Annotated in this window: 24 protein-coding genes and 1 tRNA gene; 11 read left to right on the top strand and 14 right to left on the bottom strand. The window is 61.5% G+C overall.

The window, feature by feature from the left end; translation table 11 throughout:
- Positions 1–953 precede the first annotated feature (953 nt).
- Positions 954–1,955, top strand: coding sequence for a replication protein RepA (locus tag P5W99_RS00645; RefSeq protein WP_434661439.1), 1,002 nt, complete (start codon positions 954–956; stop codon positions 1,953–1,955).
- Between the two features lie 400 nt (positions 1,956–2,355).
- On the opposite strand, the gene P5W99_RS00640 is transcribed toward P5W99_RS00645, so the two are convergent.
- Entirely contained in the window at positions 2,356–2,616 is a 261-nt protein-coding gene (locus tag P5W99_RS00640) for a hypothetical protein (RefSeq protein ID WP_076939214.1), read from the bottom strand.
- 556 nt (positions 2,617–3,172) lie between these two features.
- Here P5W99_RS00640 and mobA point away from each other — a divergent pair.
- From mobA to P5W99_RS00610, 6 genes are all read left to right on the top strand, one after another.
- A complete protein-coding gene (gene mobA, locus P5W99_RS00635) occupies positions 3,173–3,442 on the top strand; it encodes a plasmid mobilization protein MobA (protein ID WP_211097529.1) in 270 nt (89 codons plus the stop codon).
- Positions 3,443–3,444: 2 nt separating this feature from the next.
- Entirely contained in the window at positions 3,445–5,460 is a 2,016-nt protein-coding gene (gene traI, locus P5W99_RS00630) for a TraI/MobA(P) family conjugative relaxase (RefSeq protein ID WP_434661437.1), read from the top strand.
- 50 nt (positions 5,461–5,510) lie between these two features.
- Positions 5,511–5,825, top strand: coding sequence for a hypothetical protein (locus P5W99_RS00625; RefSeq protein WP_243435687.1), 315 nt, complete (start codon positions 5,511–5,513; stop codon positions 5,823–5,825).
- Positions 5,818–5,943: a hypothetical protein gene (locus P5W99_RS00620; protein ID WP_434661435.1), complete on the top strand. Its 126-nt coding sequence runs from the start codon at positions 5,818–5,820 to the stop codon at positions 5,941–5,943. Before P5W99_RS00625 ends, P5W99_RS00620 begins: the two co-directional genes overlap by 8 nt.
- Before the next feature lie 78 nt (positions 5,944–6,021).
- Positions 6,022–6,276, top strand: a complete 255-nt coding sequence (locus P5W99_RS00615) for a hypothetical protein (RefSeq protein WP_434661433.1) — start codon at positions 6,022–6,024, stop codon at positions 6,274–6,276.
- 144 nt (positions 6,277–6,420) lie between these two features.
- Entirely contained in the window at positions 6,421–6,564 is a 144-nt protein-coding gene (locus P5W99_RS00610; RefSeq protein ID WP_183161156.1) for a hypothetical protein, read from the top strand.
- A gap of 32 nt (positions 6,565–6,596) precedes the next feature.
- Here the strand turns inward: P5W99_RS00610 and P5W99_RS00605 are convergent, their stop codons facing one another.
- The 11 genes from P5W99_RS00605 to P5W99_RS00555 all read right to left on the bottom strand — a co-directional run bounded on the left by P5W99_RS00605 (position 6,597) and on the right by P5W99_RS00555 (position 15,343).
- Positions 6,597–7,106, bottom strand: a complete 510-nt coding sequence (locus P5W99_RS00605) for a hypothetical protein (protein WP_434661431.1) — start codon at positions 7,104–7,106, stop codon at positions 6,597–6,599.
- Between the two features lie 11 nt (positions 7,107–7,117).
- Positions 7,118–9,286, bottom strand: coding sequence for a DotA/TraY family protein (locus P5W99_RS00600; RefSeq protein ID WP_316401857.1), 2,169 nt, complete (start codon positions 9,284–9,286; stop codon positions 7,118–7,120).
- Entirely contained in the window at positions 9,283–9,849 is a 567-nt protein-coding gene (locus tag P5W99_RS00595) for a hypothetical protein (RefSeq protein ID WP_434661429.1), read from the bottom strand. The genes P5W99_RS00600 and P5W99_RS00595 overlap by 4 nt, the downstream gene beginning before the upstream one ends.
- A gap of 316 nt (positions 9,850–10,165) precedes the next feature.
- Positions 10,166–10,393, bottom strand: coding sequence for a helix-turn-helix transcriptional regulator (locus tag P5W99_RS00590; protein ID WP_009971166.1), 228 nt, complete (start codon positions 10,391–10,393; stop codon positions 10,166–10,168).
- 683 nt (positions 10,394–11,076) lie between these two features.
- The gene (locus P5W99_RS00585) at positions 11,077–11,361 is read right to left on the bottom strand and encodes a hypothetical protein (protein WP_038718521.1); all 285 of its coding nucleotides are present in this window, start codon (positions 11,359–11,361) and stop codon (positions 11,077–11,079) included.
- Positions 11,362–11,435: 74 nt separating this feature from the next.
- Positions 11,436–12,524 (bottom strand): integrase, encoded by a 1,089-nt coding sequence (locus tag P5W99_RS00580; protein ID WP_231151903.1) that lies wholly within the window; start codon positions 12,522–12,524, stop codon positions 11,436–11,438.
- A 120-nt stretch (positions 12,525–12,644) separates the two neighbouring features.
- A tRNA-Ala gene (locus P5W99_RS00575) sits at positions 12,645–12,720 on the bottom strand.
- A gap of 93 nt (positions 12,721–12,813) precedes the next feature.
- Positions 12,814–13,188: a c-type cytochrome gene (locus P5W99_RS00570; RefSeq protein WP_421025142.1), complete on the bottom strand. Its 375-nt coding sequence runs from the start codon at positions 13,186–13,188 to the stop codon at positions 12,814–12,816.
- Between the two features lie 5 nt (positions 13,189–13,193).
- On the bottom strand, positions 13,194–13,991 hold the full coding sequence (locus P5W99_RS00565; RefSeq protein WP_421022736.1) for a BON domain-containing protein: 798 nt from the start codon (positions 13,989–13,991) through the stop codon (positions 13,194–13,196).
- A 27-nt stretch (positions 13,992–14,018) separates the two neighbouring features.
- Positions 14,019–14,606, bottom strand: coding sequence for a phosphoheptose isomerase (locus tag P5W99_RS00560; protein WP_035523528.1), 588 nt, complete (start codon positions 14,604–14,606; stop codon positions 14,019–14,021).
- A gap of 185 nt (positions 14,607–14,791) precedes the next feature.
- Positions 14,792–15,343 (bottom strand): YraN family protein, encoded by a 552-nt coding sequence (locus tag P5W99_RS00555; RefSeq protein ID WP_421022735.1) that lies wholly within the window; start codon positions 15,341–15,343, stop codon positions 14,792–14,794.
- Here P5W99_RS00555 and rsmI point away from each other — a divergent pair.
- On the top strand, positions 15,342–16,235 hold the full coding sequence (rsmI, locus tag P5W99_RS00550) for a 16S rRNA (cytidine(1402)-2'-O)-methyltransferase (protein ID WP_421022734.1): 894 nt from the start codon (positions 15,342–15,344) through the stop codon (positions 16,233–16,235). The genes P5W99_RS00555 and rsmI overlap by 2 nt on opposite strands.
- Positions 16,236–16,370: 135 nt before the next feature.
- On the opposite strand, the gene P5W99_RS00545 is transcribed toward rsmI, so the two are convergent.
- Positions 16,371–16,973, bottom strand: coding sequence for a septal ring lytic transglycosylase RlpA family protein (locus P5W99_RS00545; protein WP_421022733.1), 603 nt, complete (start codon positions 16,971–16,973; stop codon positions 16,371–16,373).
- 730 nt (positions 16,974–17,703) lie between these two features.
- On the opposite strand from P5W99_RS00545, the gene P5W99_RS00540 reads away from it, so the two are divergent.
- The 3 genes from P5W99_RS00540 (at position 17,704) to P5W99_RS00530 (ending at position 19,640) form a co-directional block, all read left to right on the top strand.
- A complete protein-coding gene (locus P5W99_RS00540; RefSeq protein WP_421022732.1) occupies positions 17,704–18,381 on the top strand; it encodes an MBL fold metallo-hydrolase in 678 nt (225 codons plus the stop codon).
- Between the two features lie 52 nt (positions 18,382–18,433).
- Entirely contained in the window at positions 18,434–19,078 is a 645-nt protein-coding gene (locus tag P5W99_RS00535; RefSeq protein WP_421022731.1) for an exonuclease, read from the top strand.
- Between the two features lie 91 nt (positions 19,079–19,169).
- Positions 19,170–19,640, top strand: coding sequence for an Lrp/AsnC family transcriptional regulator (locus P5W99_RS00530; RefSeq protein WP_174220033.1), 471 nt, complete (start codon positions 19,170–19,172; stop codon positions 19,638–19,640).
- A gap of 39 nt (positions 19,641–19,679) precedes the next feature.
- Here P5W99_RS00530 and P5W99_RS00525 read toward each other — a convergent pair whose 3' ends face one another.
- Positions 19,680–20,858: a cation diffusion facilitator family transporter gene (locus P5W99_RS00525; RefSeq protein WP_421022730.1), complete on the bottom strand. Its 1,179-nt coding sequence runs from the start codon at positions 20,856–20,858 to the stop codon at positions 19,680–19,682.
- Positions 20,859–21,090 lie beyond the last annotated feature (232 nt).

Here is a 21,090-nt window from a genome sequence, read left to right as displayed (position 1 = left end):
TGTCGCTAAACGGCCAGCTTTCTCCCTAATCTGCGTGAGCAGACCGTCAGACCGGAAATAGCCCCGGTTGACGTTTCCGGGCAGAGCCAGCGACAGAGCACTGATGTCTCTTTGAGACCGTTCTACCGACGGTGCAGGCCCCGGCGGAATGAAGAAGAACCTGCGAGGAAAGCCATCGAGGAATCAACGGGACGATGGCGAGTATCAACTTGAATGTACAGATGCGCGCGCGGACGCTTCCCTGAGAGGATAGCTGCAAGACCGGAACGAACACACAGCGCCGCACACCGCGACATCTGTACATACCCCTGGGCGCGGGGGCACCGTTGATGAATACGTACGTTTCCTTTTGCCACCTGACCCGTACGGCAGGCGATGGGGCGATTGCAGAAGGCGTACGTCCATGCAACGCTCCAAATCTCTGTTCGTTGTCAGCCATGCTGGCACCTCTCTCGCGTATCTATCCTCGCTGTATCCGCCCGCCCTGTCCGTCGCACAGGTCGCAGAGATCACTAGCGAGGCACCCCAGACCATCCGTAACCGGCTGAGCGCCGGCACATACCCTGTCCCGTCGTTCAAGGTCGGCCGGAAGCGCGCTTTCCGCCTGGTTGATGTCGCAGCGTTTATCGATCGGCAATGTGCCGATGATCCGTCGAATCCCTCCAATCGGCCAACCCGACGAGGCCGACCGACAAAGGTCCAACAGGTAGCGAAACTGCAAGCGCAGACGAGCGCGCCCCATTCCGCCCTCTCATCGGGGTTGGTAGGGGGTACGCGATGAACGTGAACGTTCAAATCGACCCATCGGCATGGCAAGCCGGATTTGACGCCGGCAAAGCGGGTCGCCCAATGACTCCGTGCCCGCAGAAATTCGACCCGTTTTCGTACTTTTCTGGATGGATCGAGGGCGACGCCAAGAGACAGGGGCTCGAATACAGCCGTGGAGGTGCGGCATGAAGAGCCTCCCGGTAGCCCGCGAAGCGCTGGAAGAATGCCATGGCGACGAGCCCGGTACCTGGGGCCAAATCGCGTCCACCGCGCCTCGCGCAACGAAGACGTCACGGGAAGAACGGCTGATCAATTTCGGCCTATCAATTGAGTCGGAACCACCCAGTGGCGACGATATGACCTTCACGCACGCCGTCTTTTGCCAAGTCGGTCTTCCGCGCGCCAAGGTATTGGAACGAGAGTTTCTGCGGCAATCCGGCTCCGTCTGGCTTAGCGTGCAGGCTGGGTTCCTCGACGAGGGTAACGGGCCGGTGATCCAGCCCATTCCGTATGGAGCGATGCCGCGCCTCGCGCTCGCGTGGGTATCCACCTACGCAAAGCGGCACAAGACGCGCGAGATCCCAATCGGCGACAGCGCCGCAGAGTTCCTTCGCTTGGTCGGAATGGACTCGCAGGGAAATCGGTATGCCACGCTGCGCAAGCAAATGCATGCTCTCGCGGCATGTCGGCTGCAGCTCGGCTACAAAGGACGCACGTTCAACGGTCAGCCAGTGGAGCAGTTCGACGCCTGGCTCGGCAACCGGGACGCCAGGCAGCGATCTTTGTGGCCAGGCGTCATGCTGCTGTCGGAGAGCTACTTTCAGGAGCTGATGGAGAAAGGGGTCCCCTTGGACAACCGTGCCCTGATGGCCTTGAAAGGCTCAGCATTGGCGCTCGACGTCTATGCTTGGCTGGCCTACCGCCTTCACCAGATACAGGGACGGCCGCCGATTGTTCCTTGGATGCGCCTGCGGGAGCAATTCGGCCAGGAATACATGGGCAAAGACCCAGACAACGACTTCAAGAAGAAATTCCTGCCAGCGTTGCACGCCGTAATGGCGGTCTATCCAAAGGCTCGGGTCAAGCGTGTGAGAGGCGGACTGCTATTGATGGCATCACCACCGCCGATTCGCCCAGCCGTGCATGCTGTTAGCAAGCGTGTGGACTCAGCGATTTATCCACGTTAGATCGGCCCCCCGAAGACGTTAAATCGGCCCCCGTCGCAGGGGGGCGACCACGTTAAATCGGCCCCCTCTACCGCGTTAAATCGGACCTCCCCTAAACCTGTAAGGTTTGCTTGTAACGGTTCTTGTAACTTCCTCTAGTAATTGGTGCCCGTGGACTTGTGGACAATGCGCTTCGCGCACCGTCGACGGCCCGTGGACAACCGCAAGCGGTTGCCCACAGTCCGACGCCTTTGCCCACAGGGTCCACCGGCCTATTCGCTACATGTGGACAATGCGCTGCGCGCACCGGCCCTTCGGGCCTTTGCCCACACTCCGCTTTCCCAGCTATCGATATGTACGATCGGCAAAAAAGCGGCAGCATCGACGGCACCTATGCTCGCCTTGACGCTCACCCCGGAAGCTACCTAGCGAGCTCGCTCGAACGCACGATTTGGCCGTAAGCCGCGATGGCTTTTTGAACAGCGGCATCATCGTCGATACGCAAGCTCCGGCGCTCGCCGCTGAGCCGCTTCTGCAGCTCGAGCAATTCATCAATTCGACGCACATCCGGCCGCGACTTTTCCCGCTCTTCGGTAATGTCACGTGACGCGATCGCAATCACGTTGCCAATCGTCTCGAGTGCCGTCTCGTAGTCCACCAGTTGATCATCCGTCCAGGTCATCACATCGCCTCTCGTTCTCGTCGATCCATAAGGCCTATCACGATCGACTTTGTTTCGCAATTTGGCAATCCCGCTAAGCGCACTTCCATCGTCGCCACGCTTGCCTTTCCGTCGTCCATAGATCGGCTTGTTTGCTCCCTCAAGCTGCTCAATTTGCATGCAACCTGGCAGCAGTAAGCGCGTGCCGTTTGATGACCGAAAACCGTCTTATCGATCAGCACTTGTCTGGCAGAAACAACACATTTTCATCCGCCGAGTAGTGTGCCGGAAAGAGTTGCTTTGAACTATTCGGAGTCCCTCTTCGCATCCTTCGATTTTGCTTCAAAAAATCGTCCACGCGAGCTACCTTCAAACTTCCACAAACAACAGCGTAACTTCGGTGACAGGGTAGGGTTTGTAATACCGCCAAATTGGCGCCATTCCAACCGGCAGCGCACCAGTCGTTTCACTCCCTATGCGCAGCCTACCGTCCCTGCTCAGGGCTTCGCCCCGAGACCCAGATTTCGAGAGAGAGGGCGTAACAATGAGTACGAGCGAACAACGAAGGAGGACGGGCATGCTTCCACCGATTCGGTGCTACGAAGACGAGGAAGCTTCGGTCCGGGAGAAGGCGCGCGATTGCGGCATGAGCGTAGGGCAATTCGTGCTCGCGGCAGCGCTTGGTCGCCGCACGCGCACGAAGATCGATACGCACATCCTGAACGAGCTTCGCCGCCTCGGTGGTTTGCAGAAGCATTTATTCAATGAAGGCGGCGGAATGCTGTCGAAAGAATACGCAGCCATCCTCGTTAAAATTCGTGAGGCAATTGCCCGCATCGGTGACTGAAAATGTTGGCCAAAATCCCGCCGCGACGAGAAGATCTGAAATCGAGTTTCAAGGACTTGGTGGAATACATCACCAATCGCGACGAAGAGAGGAAATATCTGGGCGACGAAGTTGATCCCAACGCCCCACTCGATCGGGAAAAACATCTCAAGACTCTTCAGCGTGCTCGAGAGCATCTTCGGGCAGCAGCAAACTACCTTCGACAGTCCCCAAAAATTGATCGCGATTTCCAACAAAAGGCACGAGCGCGGCGCGCCCTTCTGGGGCTCGAAGAAACAACGATTCAGCCAGCGCATAGCCAGGCCGAGGCGGAAGCCCTTGCAGAACTCTGGTCCGGGCGACTCCTCGGCCAGGCCGAACGTCTCGTGACGCCATCTGGCGTCGCGTGCGAACACAACTGCTTGTCACTGTCATCTGCTGCGGCTGAAATGGAGGCTGTGGCGACCCAGAATACCCGGGTTAAGGACGCCGTGTACCACGTCGTTCTGTCTTGGCCGGCGAATGAACCACCGTCCGATGCACAGGCGTTCGAATGTGGCGCACACGCGCTTGACGCCGTCGGCATGGCGGATCACCAGTACGTTTTTGCCGTGCATCGCGACACCGACAACACGCACCTGCACATTGCCGTGAATCGCGTGAATCCCGATACGTTCGCAGCGGTCTATCCCGAGCGCGACTATTTCAAGCTGGATCGCGCGATGCGCGAGCTCGAGCTCCGGTACGGCTGGCAGCACGACAATGGCCCCTACGCTGTTTTCCAACGCAGCGGTCACGTCGTCATCGATTGGGCGAGCAAAGACCCTGCGACGAAAGGCAAGCGACCGACGCCGGCGGCCGACATGGAGCGGCACGCCGATCAGGAAAGCCTGTTTACCTATGCGCGCGGCGAGCCGCGCAAAGCGCTCTTGGCCGCGCTGAAAAATGATCAGCTGACGTGGCGTCAACTGCACAATCTGTTCGCTAAGTACGGGCTCGAGATCCGCGAGAAAGGGCAGGGCTTCGCCATCTACGATCTCGCAGTCGTCGCGACGACGCCGATCAAGGCCAGCGACATGCACGAGGCGCTGGGTAAAGCGCGGCTGACCAAACGGCTCGGGTCGTTCGAGCCGTCCGCGTCGACGACCGGTGCTGTTCTGACCTACGACAAGGACCGACCGCCGAAACGCGATCCAAGGATGCGGGAAGATCGGCGCCAAGAGCGCGCACAAGCGCGACGCGAGCTGCGCGCCCGGTACGGTGCGTACAAGAGCACGTTCGTATATCGTCGACTCGACCCGGCTACCGTGCGGCAGCGATTCTCGGATATCCGCGAAGCTGCCCGCCAGAAGCGGCTCGAGATCCGAGAGACTGTCCCGTATGCTTCGGCCCGCAAAGTGCTGTACAGCGTCGTTGCATTCGAGACGCTGCGGAACCGCGATCGGCTGCGACGCGAGATCCGCAGGGAGCGTGAGGCGCTATGCGCAGAGCCAACGAATCGCAGACTGTCGTACCGCGAGTGGGTCGAGCGCCAAGCGGCCGCCGGCGATAGTGCGGCTATCGGCCAGCTACGCGGCTTCGTCTACAGTGAGAAGCGACGGACGCAAGAGCTGGTGCGGGCGCTGGCCAATGATGATGCCGACGGCATCATTCACGTTGACGATGTCGATCCGATTGCACGAAGCGTCGCTGATGGACTGTATTTCCGCGTTCGCCGGGACGGAGCCGTCATCTATCGGTTGGACGACGGCCGCGACGCATTCATCGATCTCGGCCGACGCATTGACGTGCTCGCCAAAGGCAACCGCGACACCGTATCAATCACGACTGCGCTGCGATTGGCAGCGGAAAAGTACGGGGGCGCATTCGAGCTCACGGGCAGCGAAGAATTCAAGCGCCGCGCGATCGACATCATGGTCGAACATCGAATTGAGGTGCGGCTCCGAGACGCCGAGCAGGAAGCGCTGCGGCGTGCCAGGGCAGCGGCCGCAGCGCAGCAGTTGCACCGGCAAACACCCCGCCGCCCCGGCAAGCCATGACCTGGGCAAATCTTGACCGTCCGACACCAGAAAGAAGCGAGGTATTGATCATGACCGACGACGAGGCCAAGGCGCGGATCGACGTGCTCCACGACGAGGCGGCGACCATTCTGGCCGAGCAAGGGCTGTCGCCCCTGCAGGCTTACCGCTTGATCCTCGAGCGGGTCACCACTCGACACGAGCCTACGTTGCAGTTGCTTGCCGACGCAGCAGCCTATGACCAGTGGTATCAGGAAGAGGTTAGCAAGGGCCTTGAAGAGGCGGACGATCCGAATACCAAATGGGTATCCAATGAAGAAGCAGAAGCTAGCTTTGCCAAGCAGCGAGCCGAGTTACAGGCACGGATCAAGAACGGCAATGAGTGACGATTACACACGCTGCGGTACGCCGCTGGTCTATGCTGCCCAGCTCGAGTTGCAGCCCGATATTCGCGCCGAGCTCAGCGAGCAGCAGTCGGACCAGGAGGCGCCGCCGTCTACCTGATCCACATTAAGCGCCCCGCCCGGGTGTTGCAGCACACGGGCGGGACTTCCACACCACCACCTGGCTAGAGGTGATGACATGGCAACTGAACATCCTATCAGCCCGGATGCAATCCGGTTCGAGATCGCACGTATGCAGTCGGCAAACGACCTCATGCGTGCAGCCAACAAAGCGCTTGCGAAGGGTGACGATGCGGCCTTGGCCGACATGGGTTTTTCGCCGGAACATGTCGATGAGCTGCGGAAGAACGGTGGCCTCCCGTCGACGTCGATCGGCAATAACACGCGGATGATCACCTACCTGCGATCGATTGGAGAGCCCCATGCACGCTGAACCCACCCGGCCGCTGTCGATCGCGGCCGGCGTGCTGACGTCGGCTACGCTGGCCAGCGCTCCATTACCGCGGCTGGCAGATCCTCGATCGCTGGGCGTTCGAGAGCCCTACGCAGCTCCGGGCCCTCGAGGCCGCAGGCACGGGTGATTCTGCTGGGCCGGTTGCTCGAGCAGCAGCGGCTCGAGCACCAGGTGCTGCGATCGGCGGCCGCGCTCAGGCTGCGCCGACGAGGCGTGGCAGAGCATGAGATCCTTGAGTTGCACGAGATCCGCGCCACGCTCGCATAGAAAAACCGGGCCATCAGGCCCGGTCTTGTTTGCTAGAACCCCAACGTCATTCGCAACCGCGATGCCGTGTCATCGACACTTCGACGTGGTACAAGCACCCGTGCCGACGGCAACGCATGCTCGTTGAACCACAGCACGAGGTAAGTGCTGCCCCGTTCGGCATCTTCAAACTCCCACCGCGACACCTTGTCGATCGGCATCTGCTTGGCGATGCCCTTCTTCTTGTCAACGACTACCACGCTGCCGGTCTCCGTCGAGATCCCTACATACTGACCTTCGGTCGGGGCGCTGGCCTCGACAGCTGGATGAAAACCCGGAGGGGCGACGCGTTGAACCTGTCGCTGCAGTTTTGCGGTCAGGTGGCTTGCGGACGTCCGGATCCAGACAATGGCCACGACCAGGCCGGCAACGGACGTTACGATCCACGGCATGCCGTCGCGCATGCCCACGCCTACGAACAATCCAAATCCACTGAAAACGAGGCCAGCGATCGACGCGAGAGCCAGCACGACCGGAACCAATACGATTGATAAATTTAGCATGACTTATTTCCTCACGAACGCATTCCGTCGGTGTTACCTGGGCGGCTGCCGCCCTTAGCCGGGTTACGCGTGGGGGCGCCCGGCATGATTCGCTCAAGCTTGCCTGCAAACACCGCGAGTGCCCCGCGAACTTCACCAGTCGTTTCGCGGCCGAGCGTCGCCGATGCTAAACCACCCACCCAGTTGAGTACCTGGTCGGGAACAACGAATATCAGGCTGAAGCTCGTTTGAATCAGGTTCGCGCAGAGCATGTAATAAATCACGAGGTAGCCGATGACGCTCACGATACCTGTGAGTGAGTCGAACTGGGCATTGGCGACAGCTATCCCGAAGAACAAGTTGAGCACCGTTCCGCCTTCCTGCAGGACGGCACCGCCAAAGAAAAAGCCAATCACCATCAGGATCGGGCGCACCGCCACGTTCAGCAGGAAGATGTATCCATGTGCTGTGCGTTGGCCCATGCCATCGCCCTCACCGCCGATGTGTGTCATCGCCCACAGAGGGGCGGCCACGACGGCTTCGCCTACGATGATGATCCAATTTATAACCGCCCCGAACCAAGTGATGAACGGGATCATGGGCAGGTACAGAGACAAGCCTGCACCGATGAACAGGAGGGGAATGAGCAGTGTGAACAACATAGGCTCCGTCGCATGCAGTGCCGCTCCGGCGGCTGCACCGAGGCCGGACGCAATGTTCGCGACTTTCCCCCAGATGCTGGCATCTGCGCCGGCGACGACGGCGTTCAAGCCGACCCATACGCCGAAGGCGCTTTCGACGCCTCCCAAGGTGTAGTCCCCGAGATTTTTCATCTTGATGAGCGGGTTCACGGTGCCACGCTCTGCGTCTCCGCTGCTGGTCATCGCGGCGATGATCTTCTGCCCAAAGCCCGAGAAGATCTGGCTGAGGGCTTTACCCCCATCCTTTTCGCTGGCATTTCCTGCGTTGCCCAACGGTTGCGTCGTCGTCGAGCCAGCTTCTTGAAGCTGGAATGCGTTGTCGACTTGGGAGCGCAGCGTGGAAACGCCATCGTTCCCACCTACCTGTTCTTTGTACACATGTGCGACGGCCGACACCGCATCAGAGAGCTTGCTGTTGGCCTGAGCAAACGTCTGATACCACGCGCCGAGCGACCACCATCCAGACTCCTTGATCGAACTGCTGAGCTGGCTGGCCAGGCTGCTGATGTTGCCGATGGTTGTCGCTGCCTGGCTCTGTATCGTGGCCTCGTACTGCTGCGCGGCCGACTGAATTGCTACCTCGGCATCCGGGATAACGGCGCCGGCATTCATTTGCTGATCAATAACGGCCTGCACGAATGCAGCCGCCGCCGGCGACAGCGTGTTTTCCATCGCTTTGAGGGCCTGCAGGTGCGCTTGGAACAGCGCCGTCGTATCAATGGTGCCGCTGAACCAGTTGGTCGATTGGTCTTGCTGAGTCAGCTTCGACGCATTGATATCGGCACCGCCGCAATATTTCGTGCCGATGGGGTTACGCAATACGAGGCCTTGTGAGCCGGACGTGACTTGCACGTATTCCTTCTGATCCGGCGGAAAGCCTCCATTTGCCCCGATCGTCGCGAGGCTCGCGTTGTACGCGTGCATGCACAGGTTGGACTGATACAGATCTCGCGCGAGCTGTATCGTGCTGGGCATGGCCGGTTGCAGCACCATCCCCTTCCCGTCCGCGAAGGCCTGGATTGCCGAGTCGGTTCCCATGTTGGCGAGCCCAACGCCCATGACTGATGCTGCCCACAGCATCAGGAGCTGGGAGAGTGCCCAGCCGTTGGCAGTCGGCACCAGCGAGGCGAGGCCCCACACAAGCCGAACTGGCCCCCACAAGGTCCCCTTGTCAGGCCCGTACACCGCGCCTGAATGCGCGGCTTGAGATAGCCTCTTGAACCATACATAGCAGGCGAAGAAGGCTCCTACGACGAGCAGTCCGCCGTTCGCCACCTGGAAGATGCTGGAGAGGATCGTATCGCCCCCTCCGGCCCCGCCGGTCGCGAGTGGGTTATTCACGACGTTACCGAAGATTCCGACCAGGACTTTGCGGCTGATGTCACCCGAGCGGCTTGCGGCTTGGCTGATTTCACCGAGGGTCGTGCCGTCGGCAAATGCAGGCAACGCGACGAGGCTAGTTAGAATCGCCGTAAGGAAGCGTGCTGTTCTGCGTTTCATACTCGCGCCCCTTTCTGTTGCTTTCCGAGCTCCGGATCGAGAACGCTGGCAAACCAGCCAGGCTCTTTCGTGAAGTCATTCAGGCCGCCGTGCTCAGCTCGCGATAGCCGCCGGCTTCGAAGCTGCCAGAGGCGAAATTGCGCGGTCAGGCTGGCCATGAACATCACAGGTAGACCAGCCACAAGCGTGAAGATGCCGAGCAGGTTGCCTCGTGAGAGGGCGTAGACGCCCATCAGGAGGAAAACCGCGCCGGTCCCGATGGCGAGACGCTTCTGAAAAAGAAACCGTCGCTGCAGATCTCCAATGCTTGGTGCGCCGACTGATCGGCAGCGCATCATCTCCTCGAACCCCTGCTCGCTAACGGCACCGCCTTCGCCTTGCTGTTCGGCGCGAGCTTTTTGTTTCGCGCGTGCATACAGCGCCTTGATGTAGACGATGTTCTCGTCGTGCTGCTGTTTTGCTACCCTGAACGATTGCACGTTCTTTCGGAACGCGTAGAACGGGAGGAAGAGGCGTTTTGCGATCTCAACCCCAGCTGATTTTGCGGTTTGCTTCATGTCCATCACTTGCGCTCCCGGGTATTGGATGTTCGCTTGTTGAGCCACGCAGTGAGGGGGTCTTCGCAATCGAATACGTCCCTCCACCTACACGGCGTGCCTCTAACGGCGTTGAGACGCTCATGCGTGCTCAGGGCGATAACCAGACAGACCGCCGCCGAAGCCAGCCAAATCCAGTTGAAGGGATGAGTGAGAACGACGGCCGTCAGGCACGCCGCGAATGCGATCATCCACCCGCGTTTTGCCCACAGCAGAGCCGCAGTGTTTTCGGTTTCGCCTGTCGTGGCAGAAGGAGCCTGTTTGTTGGTATCAGCGGGGCGCGTCATTGCTGCCCCCGATGGCTCTGTTCAATCCAGGCGAAAACGTCGTGCTCGTACCAACACAGCCTGCGGCTGTGCGGCATCTTGAACGGCGTGGGGATGAGGTGCCGATATTGCGCCTTCGAAACAAAGGTGCGAATGGTGGCGGGAGTTTTGCCGATCAGGTCGGCGAGCTGTTCGATGAATATGACGCGCGGGGATCCGCCGTCCGTGGCTGGTAGGGAGCTCACGTTTTCCTCTCATACACGAGCAAGAGCGCGTGTGGGGTGTCGTTCCCCACGTGCGAGGACCCTATTCGGGCGACTAGCGGAGTACCGAGTCAGTGATCAGAGCGGCTTTGCGCGTTATCCGCCCTGCTCGTTGACTCCCGACGCCTAATGCTGGGTTATCTCTTCGCTGACTTGGCCCAGCGGCTCTAGTGTCATCGTGGCGAACGATGTGAGATCGCCATCACGAATTGTGTGGAGTAATTTAGAACGAGCGGCCGACGCAGTCAATATTCCTTTAAAAACAATGACTTACGTACATATGTATGTACGTAAGTACGTCGCGTAGGATGTGATTTGGCGCGAGCCAGAGGAATTTATGCAATTTGGGAAACGACGGCGTTATACGAGTGCCGTTCCGGTACCGTTCGTCGGGCGGAGCCATTCTTGCTTTCCTCGGCCCCGGGGCAATACAAATGGGCCGCAGGATTGACGTCCGACTGAAACATGAGGCCGCTGTTGCGCGCGATGAAGCGATACATATTGCCGAAAGCCACCTGCTTTTGGGAATCTGCATTACCCAGCAGCGTCGGCGTTATACGAGTCCTCTAACTCTCAGATTTCGCCAACGCCGCCGACAGGCACTCACTACCTGCGGGTGGTGGCGCACGCCTCGCGCAATACCTTGCCACGCACCGCGGCATGCATCACGCCCGCGCTTTCCGTATCTTGCGGTCTAGCTTCCTCACCTGTTTCTCTAGCGCTTCAATCTTAGCGAGATAGGGCCATAACTCATCCATAATGCGGTCCTCCCGTTCTTGTAGTTGCCTGACCGCGAACGCGTATTCCCGCTCATACCTGAGTCTGGCGACCCTCGTATCGGACCATGAACGGCTAAGGGGCTCGCTTTCTTTTCTCAGCTTGCGCAACTCGCGCATAGCGGCCTTCATTTGTGCCTCGTCAGCCAATTCGGCGGCCAGTTCGGGATTCATCGTGGACCTTTTGCGCTCACGGGTCGGTTGCACCAACCGACTCGGAAAACTGCCGAGCCTGGGCCGCACGACAGTCACTTAAGCCGTTTCGCCAGATCCTCAGCTCGAGGATGGTAGTACCGCATAAGCATACGCGGGTCGCGATGTCCGGTAATCTTCGCCAGCTCGTGCACTGGGAATATCGACGCTAGGCGAGAAGTTGCCTCATGGCGAAGGTCGTGGAACCGGAGATCATCCAGATAGGATTTGCTGGGCACCTTCCCAGCATCTCTGCATTCGGTTACGTAGATGGCCCGCGCACGTTCAACAGCACGTTCGAACGCCCGTGTTACCGCATCACTACGAATTGGAAAGACCCTGTCGTCGTCGCAGCGAGTCTTGGCAGCTTTTCGTTGCTCCTTGAGCACTTCGACGGCACGTGTCGACAAGGGAACGTCTCTGGAACTCCCGTTCTTGGTTTCCGGGAGGTGTGCGACCCGTCGGCGTAGGTCAACGTGCTCCCACTGGAGATCGACGATTTCCCCGCGTCGCATAGCCGTTTCGACGGCGAGCCAAATAATGGCAGGCAGCAAGTCCGAACCACTTGCCGCCACGACACGCTCCAGCTCCCCTGCCTCCGTTTGACGACCAGACTCAGTGTCGGTTTCGGCGGCAATCCGGCGGGTACGTGCATTGTTGGCGGGTGGCTTGCGCACCAGCTCGAGGGGATTGAGCAGACTTTCCATGCCCCATTCCTTCCGGGCGATGCTGAAGACATGGGAGAGGACAGCGAGGCGCCGCACCACGCTGGCTGGCTTCAATGGAGGATTGGCCTGTTTCAACCAATCGTCCCTCAGTTTGGCAATGTCCGCGCTTCGCACCGAAGCCATAGGTCTGGACGCGATGACCGTGCTCTTCCAAATGCGCAGAAGAGACGCTTCCTGCACGTAGCCCTTCTTGGAGGCGGCGATTTCGCGATCGTATCGATCGAGCGCTTCAGCAAGCGTGGTCGATTCCGCTTCGGCTCGGCTGACGAAGACGCCGCGATCGATCTCCGACTCGATCAGTCGAGCCCAAGCCTCTGCTTCAGCTCGTGTGTTGAACGTCTTGATCTGGACCGGGTAGCCCTTGCGGCGAACGCGGGCCTGCCACTGAAGATCGCCTCGACGGGTGATAGATGCCATTCACTGCTCCTCAAGTGTTGCGCCTAAGGCTTCGACAGCCCAAGTGGCGCAAAATTGGCGCAATAAATCGAATCTACCAAAGAAAAAAGGCCTAGCCATCGGCTAAGCCCTTGAATCTGTTGGTGGAGCGGAGGAGGATCGAACTCCCGACCTTCGCATTGCGAACGCGACGCTCTCCCAGCTGAGCTACCGCCCCACTATCCAGTCGATTCTAGCACAGCAATTTCCGCTTGTGCCAAGCACCAAAATTGCGCGACCTCAACCTTAAGAGTCCGCGAAAACGCGCGCATTACTTGGAAGCAGGGAAATCCGGCGCCCCAGCCAAAACCCAGGCCACCACATCCTTCACATCCCCCGCACTCATCCGCGGATGCGCGGGCATAGGAACCGCGCCCCAAACCCCAGCGCCCCCATCCCGTACCTTCTTCTCGAGCTTGCCCTGCGCACCAGCATCACCCTTGTACTTAGCAGCAATATCCTTAAACGAAGGCCCGACGAGCTTCCGATCCACCGCATGACACCCCATGCAAGCATTGGAGCGCGCAACAACCGGCCCGTTACCCACAGCAGCAGCATCAGCAGCGAAAGCCGGAGCCCCTCCTGCAACGCCAGCAAGCACCACCACCCCAGCAACCCATCGCCGAGGCGCAACCAAAGCACGCATCACCATCACATCGTCTTCCCATTGCTACCCGGACGCACCGGCGCAGAATCCTTCACCGGCGCGGGCGATTGCACATCGAGCGGTTTGGAACTCACCCCCGCGTCAGGCACCGCGCCCACAGTCGGCGCATCGGCGGCGCTCACCGGCGCTGTCGTCGCGCCATTGCCGCTAGCCGATGCATTCGCCGCAGCCGCCTGCGCCGGCTGAATGTACTGATAGCACTTCACCACCTGCATCACGCCAGGCACCGTGCTCGCCGCGTTCGCGCCAATGTTGCCTTCCTGCGTGGTCACGAGGCCCATCAGATAGATAATGCCGCGCTCGCTCACCACCTTGAAGTTATTCGCCGAGATGTCCTTATAGGCAATCAGCTCGCTCTTCACGCGCCCTTCGAGGTAGGAGTCGTTGGCGCGCGACGAGAATGAGCTCGCCGGCTGAACCGCCAGTTCGTTGATGACCGATCCCACGTTCGCGACGCCACGCACGAGGGTCTCGGCTTTCTGCTTCGATCCGTCGTCGGGCACCTCGCCCGTTATCAGCACGCGCTGGTTGAACACGGCCACGTTCACGTGCGAGCTATCGGGCAGGCCGCTGCTCAGGTTCGAGAGCGCCTTCACCTGGATCTCGCGGTCTTCGGTCTGCGAGCCCACGGTGCGCCGGTCGGTTGCCACCAGCGCTGTGCCGCCCGCCGCCGCGCCCGCGACGGCGAGGAAGCAACCCTGCAGGCTCGCGCACAGCGAGGCTGCGAAGCCGATCGTCAGCGTGGTCCGGGCCAGCGCGCGCATCTTGCTGTTTCTGCTCATCAACTCCCTCTCCTTCGTCCTTCGCGGTCAGTCTTCGCCCAGCAGCATCGCGTCGATGCCGTCGCACAGGCAGTGGATCGTTAGCAGGTGCACTTCCTGGATGCGCGCGGTCCGATCGGACGGCACGCTCAGATGGATGTCGGTATCGGCGAGCGCATCGTTGACCATGCCGCCACCTTTGCCGGTCAGCGCAATCACGATCATTTCGCGCTCGTGCGCGACTTCGATGGCGGCCAGCACGTTCGCTGAGTTGCCCGAGGTCGTGATGGCGAGCAGCACGTCGCCGGGCTGGCCGAGCGCACGCACTTGCCGCGCGAACACCTGGTCATAGGCGTAGTCATTCGCCAGCGCCGTGAGCACGGAGGCATCGGTCGTGAGCGCGAGCGCGGGCAGGCTCGGGCGTTCGCGCTCGAAGCGGCCGATCAGTTCGGCGGCGAAGTGCTGGGCGTCAGCGGCCGAGCCGCCATTGCCGCATGCGAGTATTTTGTTGCCGTTCGCCAGCGCGGCGAACATCGTGTCGACCGCGGCGGCAATCGGCACGGCCAGGGCTTCCATCGCGGCGAGCTTGACGGCTGCGCTGTCGCGAAAGTGCTGTTGAATTCGTTCGACGGACATCGACTCTCTAATCTGTACTGCGGGTATCGCGAATATTCCGCGTGATTGCGGCGTGCCGCAAGTTTAGCGCACTCACGCTCGTTCTCTTCCGGCGTTCTTTTCCGCTCGCGCTTTCCATACCGATTTTTTCGCGCTCGGCGTCGTGCGTGAACGCGCGTCGCCGTATCGTCTTGCACTTCCTCCGCTCAACGTCCATCTTCGCGAAACGCATCGCGCAGCCACGCGAGGCGCCCGCCGTCGAACGTCACCACGTCGAAGCGGCACGCCAGCGGCAACGCCTCGCGTGCATGCGCGCGCATCGCGAGGCTCGTCAGGTAATGGCGCGCCGCCCGCAAGATGCGCTGCTGCTTGTGCCAGCCCACGCTCGCCGCCGCGCCGCCGTAACCGTGCCGCGTGCGTGCGCGCACTTCCACAAAAACAAGCGTGCCGTCGCGATCGCGCATCACCAGGTCCAGTTCGCCGGCACGGCAATGCACGTTGCGCGCGACCAGCACGAGGCGCTGACGCTGCAAAAAAGCGAGTGCGTGCGATTCAAAACGCGCACCTGCCTCGCGGCGTTCGGCATTGGACCGGCCGCGCGCGTAAAAGTTGTCGCAAGGTGGACTCGAAAGTTCATCCGCACCTGCGCGCGTGCGCGAGGCGCGTATGCCGCTCTCGCGCTGCCGCGTGCCCTGTTCCGCTGCGACTTTCCCCACATGGCACAATGGCGGCCTCTTTTCCTGCGTTCGCCGTGTCATGACGTCCCTCCTCGAACTCGCCCAGGCCCAGCAATATCCCGCCGCCACGCTGTACGTTGTAGCGACGCCCATCGGCAACGCGGCCGACATCACCTTGCGCGCGCTGCATGTGCTCGGTCTCGTCGATCGCATCGCCGCCGAGGACACGCGTAACACGGGCCAGCTGCTCGCGCGCTACGGCATTTCGAAGCCGCTCATCGCCGTGCACGAGCACAACGAGCGCGAAGCGGCGCTGCGCGTGATCGAGCATCTGCGCGCGGGCGAGCGCGTGGCCTGCGTCTCGGACGCGGGCACGCCCGGCATCTCGGACCCCGGCGCGAAGCTCGTCGATGCAGTGCGTGCCGCCGGTTTCCAGGTCGTGCCGCTGCCGGGCGCGAGCGCGCTCGCCACGGCGCTTTCCGCAGCCGGCGACTGGGTCGCGACCTTCACGTTCCTCGGCTTTCTGCCGTCCAAGCCCAAGCAACGCGCGGCCGCGTTGCAAGCGCTGGGAACGCATGCGCATGCGATGGTGTTCTATGAAGCGCCGCATCGCGTTGTCGAAACCGTGCAGGCACTCGCCGATGCATTCGGCCCGGCGCGGCGTCTGCTGATCGCCCGCGAGTTGACGAAGCTACATGAGGCGCTCTGGTGCGGCACCCTGGCCGAAGGGCCAGCGTGGCTGGCCGCCGATGCAAATCGTCAGCGCGGCGAGTTCGTGCTGGTCGTGGAGGGCGCGAGCGCGCAGTCGCCTGGCGACGCCGATCACGATGCGCTACTGCGTGTGCTGCTGGGGGAAGTGCCGGTGAAGGGCGCGGCAAAGATCGCGGCGGCGCTCACCGGCGCGTCGCGCAATGCGCTCTATGCGCGAGCGCTGGAGCTGAAGAACGAAGGCGGCGAGGAAGACGTCAACTAAGCGTCGATAACCGCAACAAGCCGCATCGGGCCATGCGGCTGCAAAACACGGCAGAAAAGCACCGCAGAAAAACCGAAGGGCCGCGTCGATCGATCGACGCGGCCCTTCATGTTTGCAATCTCAGCGTGGCGAATCTCAGTTGGTGCTCGAGTTTGCTGCCAGCATTTCGGCTTGCGCGGCCTTCGCTTCCTGGCGCGAGAGACCTTCGATGTTCACCTTCGCGGTGCCCGCATGCTGGAGGCCCAGCATCTTCGCTGCCGCATAGGACAGATCGAGAACGCGGCCACGCACGTACGGCCCGCGGTCGTTGATCTTCACCACGACGGACTTCGACGTTGCGGGGACGCTCACGCGCACATAGGAGCCGAGCGGCAGCGTGCGATGCGCAGCGGTCAGCGCCTTCATGTCGAAGCGTTCGCCGCTCGCGGTCTTGCGGCCATGGAACGCGCGGCCGTACCACGAGGCGCGGCCGGTCTGATGGAACGAGCCGACGTCAGGCGTGCTGTCGTCGATCGGTTGTGCGTCGGCAAGCGAGTTGCCCTTGCCGGCGCCTGCTGCAGGCAGCGCCCCGAACGCGGAGCCGTAGCTCTGCGGAGCGGCGAACGCCGTGTGCGCGTCCTTGGTGCTGAGCGCGTTGCCCTGCGCATGGTCCTGCTGACCAGGCGGCATGGCACAACCGGCCAGCACGGACACGGCTGCGAGACTCCCGAGTCGTCGTCGAGAAAGTCCGAGTTTCATAAGTTAGCCATCGTGTTTCGGAGCCGTCCCGCGCCTTGGTTGCGCGTTCGCGGATGACTCCGGCGGTCGCAGGCAAAAGCCCCCCTCCCGCCGATCGATGAAAAAAGGCGAGCGAATGCCAATACCCGGATGCAGCCCCATATGCCGCTAACCGCTGGTTTTCTTTCACGTCTGGCGCAGCCTGTCCCCGGCAGCCTGACCAGACCCCACATGCCGCCATCGAACGCGATGTACACGTTCAGGCGCGCCGGTAACACACGGCGCACAGGAACGGCGGCGTAGGCCCCACCCAGCGTCACGGCAGCAAGGCCGTGGCAGGCGCGTAGCACCTGGCTGGGCAAGACGTGCGGTGCCGAACGGATCGGCACCTGATTTGCTATCTTGTAAGGCAGCCTGTTTAGCCAGCCTTCCTCGACGGCACTGCTTGACGGCGATGCATCGAGACCCGTTTTAAACTGCGGGTCACATCGCCCAGTGAATGCACGCGTAACGTGCTTGATGCGTCGCATTATACCTAAAAGTAATTCTTGCCATCCTTCCCTGGTAGAAAACTCCATGATTTTTCACTATTGATGTAACAAAGCCGTTTGTCTTACTCATCCGCGGGCCTTGTCTGACAAGGCTGACAGATGCTCCCCGGCAAGCCGAGGCGACGTCTTGCGCGCCCCGGTACAATCGGGTCTTTGGCCTGTCCAGATCCCCGCAACACCGTCATCCAAGAGCCGCGCGCATGAAAGTCACGCTGATTCCCGTCACGCCGTTCCAGCAAAACAGTTCGCTTCTCGTCTGTGAGGCAACGCGGCGCGCCGCCGTGGTCGATCCGGGCGGCGACCTCGATCGCATCGAGGCCGAGATCGCGCGCCAAGGCGTGCAGCTCGAAAAGGTGCTGCTCACGCACGGCCACCTCGATCACTGCGCGGGCGCCAAAGAACTCGCCGAAAAGTTCGGCGTGCCGATCATCGGACCGCATGAGGACGAGCGCTTCTGGATCGATCAGTTGCCGCAGCAAAGCGAGCGCTTCGGCTTTGGCCATGCGCAGGCGTTCGAGCCCGACCGCTGGCTCGCGGACGGCGACACCGTGCAGTTTGGAGATGAAGAGCTGGAGGTCTATCACTGTCCCGGCCACACGCCTGGGCACATCGTGTTCTTCAGCCGCAAGCATGACCTCGCGCTGGTGGGCGATGTGCTGTTCGCGGGCTCGATCGGCCGCACCGACTTTCCGCGTGGCAATCACGCGGACCTGATCCGCTCGATCCGCGAGAAGCTTTGGCCGCTCGGCAACGACGTCACGTTCGTGCCGGGCCACGGCCCGGTTTCGACCTTCGGCGAGGAGCGCCGCACGAATCCGTATGTAGCAGACAGCGTGCCCGGCGTTTCGGGCGGTGCGAGCCAGGCCCGCTGGGGTTGAGCGCCGGACCGCGCTCGCCAGCACACCTCGAACCAGTTATCGAATCCAGCCCATGAGTCCAGCGAATCAAGCCGCCATTGAAGAGATCTACGTCAGCACCGACGTCGAGGCCGACGGTCCCATCCCCGGCCCGCACTCGATGCTGAGCTTCGCGTCGGCGGCCTACACTGCCGACAAGCGTCTGGTCGCCACGTTCTCGGCGAATCTCGCCACGCTCGAAGGCGCGGCGCCGCATCCGGTGCAGGCCGCGTGGTGGGAAACGCAGCCCGAGGCATGGGCTGCGTGCCGCAAGGATCTGCAGGACCCGGCCGAAGCGCTCAATGCCTATGTGGATTGGGTGGAGGCGCTGCCCGGCAAGCCGGTGTTCGTGGCCATGCCGGCGGGCTTCGATTTCACCTTCATGTTCTGGTACATGATGCGCTTCGCGGGGCGCTGTCCGTTCTCGTGGTCGGCGCTCGACATCAAGACGCTCGCGTTCGCCATGACAGGCCTGCCGTACCGCAAGTGCATCAAGCCGCGCTTTCCGAAGCACTGGTTCGACGATCATCCGCACACCCATGTCGCGCTCGACGACGCCATCGAGCAAGGCGCGCTGTTCTGCAACATGCTCGCCGATCTGCGCGCGCAGCAGACCGCGCCAGCAGCCGGCTCAGATCTCGATGATGGGGACACCTCGGGGCAGAAAGCCGCCATCTGACCATCAAATTTAGGGAATCTCCCTCGTCACGCGCGGTTTGCATTGCGTTTCGTTTTTCCGGCCTCTAACATTCGGAAATACGGCGACGCACATGGAGGCGCATTTGACACTCGATACGTTCTCTCAGAAGATCCTGCGCCTTTTGCAGCTCGACGCGCGCCGCTCGGTGCAGGAAATCTCCGATCAGGTGGGCCTCTCCAGCACGCCGTGCTGGCGCCGCATCAAGGACATGGAGCAGTCGGGCGTGATCCAGCGCTACACGGCGCTGCTCGATCGCGAGAAGCTCGGCCTGCACGTCTGTGCGCTCGCGCATATTCACCTCACGCGGCACACCGAAGGCGGCGTCGAGGCGTTCGAGCGCGAGATCGCCACCTGCCCCGAAGTGACCGAGTGCTACAGCACGACCGGCGAATCGGATTACATCCTCAAGATCGTCGCGCCGGACATCAAGGCCTACGACACCTTCCTGCACGAGCGCATCTTCCGCATTCCCGCTGTTGCGCAGGTGCGCACGAGCGTCGTGCTGCGGGAAATCAAGTTCGATACGCAATTGCCGCTGTGAGCCTTAGCGCCTCGCCCGGCCCGGCTGGCTGACGCGGCACTACGCGCCCGCCGGCCCCGGACCTGCCGTAGGCGCTTTCAGCGGCGTCGCGGACCGCACCGCCTCCACCTTGCTCGCGCCGAGCCTTCGCGCGAGCGCCTGCATGTCGATGCCGTCGAGACGCCCCGCTTCGCCCTGCGCCGCCAGCACGACCTGAATTTCGAGGCCCGTGCTCAGGTAGTGGAGCGTGACCGCCTCCACGCGCACGCCGTGCGCCGCAAGCGCCTCGCGCAGCGCATTCACGACTTCGCTGCGCGGCGGCAGGTCCGCGACCGAGCGCACGTGCATGTCATCCTCGGGATCGACGTGGATCAGCGCGTCGAGCACACGCGGATCCTTGAGCAGGCGCGCGCGCGCCATCTCCGCAATGTAGTGCCCTTCCGAAACTGAAATCAGCGGATCGACGAGGATATGCGCGTCCACGAGCGCGAGGTCGCCGGTCTTGCGCGTGCGCAGCTCGTGCACGTCGAGCACGCCGGGCGTGCCGACCAGCGTGGTGCGCAAGTCGGCGGTGGTCGCTTCGTCGAGCGCGCGATCGGAGAGATCCTGGAGCGCGTCCCAGCCGAACACCCAACCCATGCGCGCGACCATGAAGCCGACGATGGCCGCCGCGATTGGATCGAGCAGCCGCACGCCCATGAGGCTGCCCACGATACCGATGGCGACCACGAGCGACGATGCCGCGTCGGAACGCGCATGCCACGCGTTGGCGATCAGCATGGCCGAGCGTACGCGCTGCGCCTCGCGCAGCATGTAGCGAAAGAGTGCCTCCTTGGACACCAGAACGAACACGGCCACCGCAAGCGCGCTTGCGTGGACCGGCGGAATGTCGCCGAGATTGGCAATGCGCGTGCCGGCGCGCGCGAGCATGCCCACGCCCACGGCGATCAGCAATGCGCCGAGAAATAATGAGGCTACCGTTTCATAACGGCTGTGGCCGTAATTATGATCGGCGTCTGGCTTTGCGCCGCTATGGCGGTTCGCAAGCAGCACGACGAAATCGGAAACGAGATCGGAGAGCGAATGAATGCCGTCGGCGATCAAGGCCTGCGAATGCGCAAACACGCCAACCGCGATTTGCAGCACGACCAGCACCGAATTGACGCCGACGCTGACAAACGTGGTCTTGCGCGCGACGCGCTGTTTATCCGATGACGATATGGCAGTGGTGGAGGACATGCGTTACAAAGCGCGAGGTGGAATAGCCGCCATTGTAATGTCCCTACCATGACCAATTGGAGATAACCTTGGAATCTTCTTTTAAATCAGCCGATTACGAGAACACCTCGTATTCGCGTTTACCCAGGAAGAACAATGCCGCAAGGCGTTGGCAAGCTATTGGCAAGGTATTGGCAGGAGGGCAACAAAAAAGCCGCGCTTGCCCCGTGACGGCGCGGCTTTTTCGCTTTGC

This window comes from Paraburkholderia sp. A3BS-1L (genome assembly GCF_051125215.1).
Classification (GTDB): domain Bacteria; phylum Pseudomonadota; class Gammaproteobacteria; order Burkholderiales; family Burkholderiaceae; genus Paraburkholderia.
The sequence above is the reverse complement of the archived record's forward strand: the minus strand, read 5'-3'. Positions and strand labels throughout refer to the sequence as shown.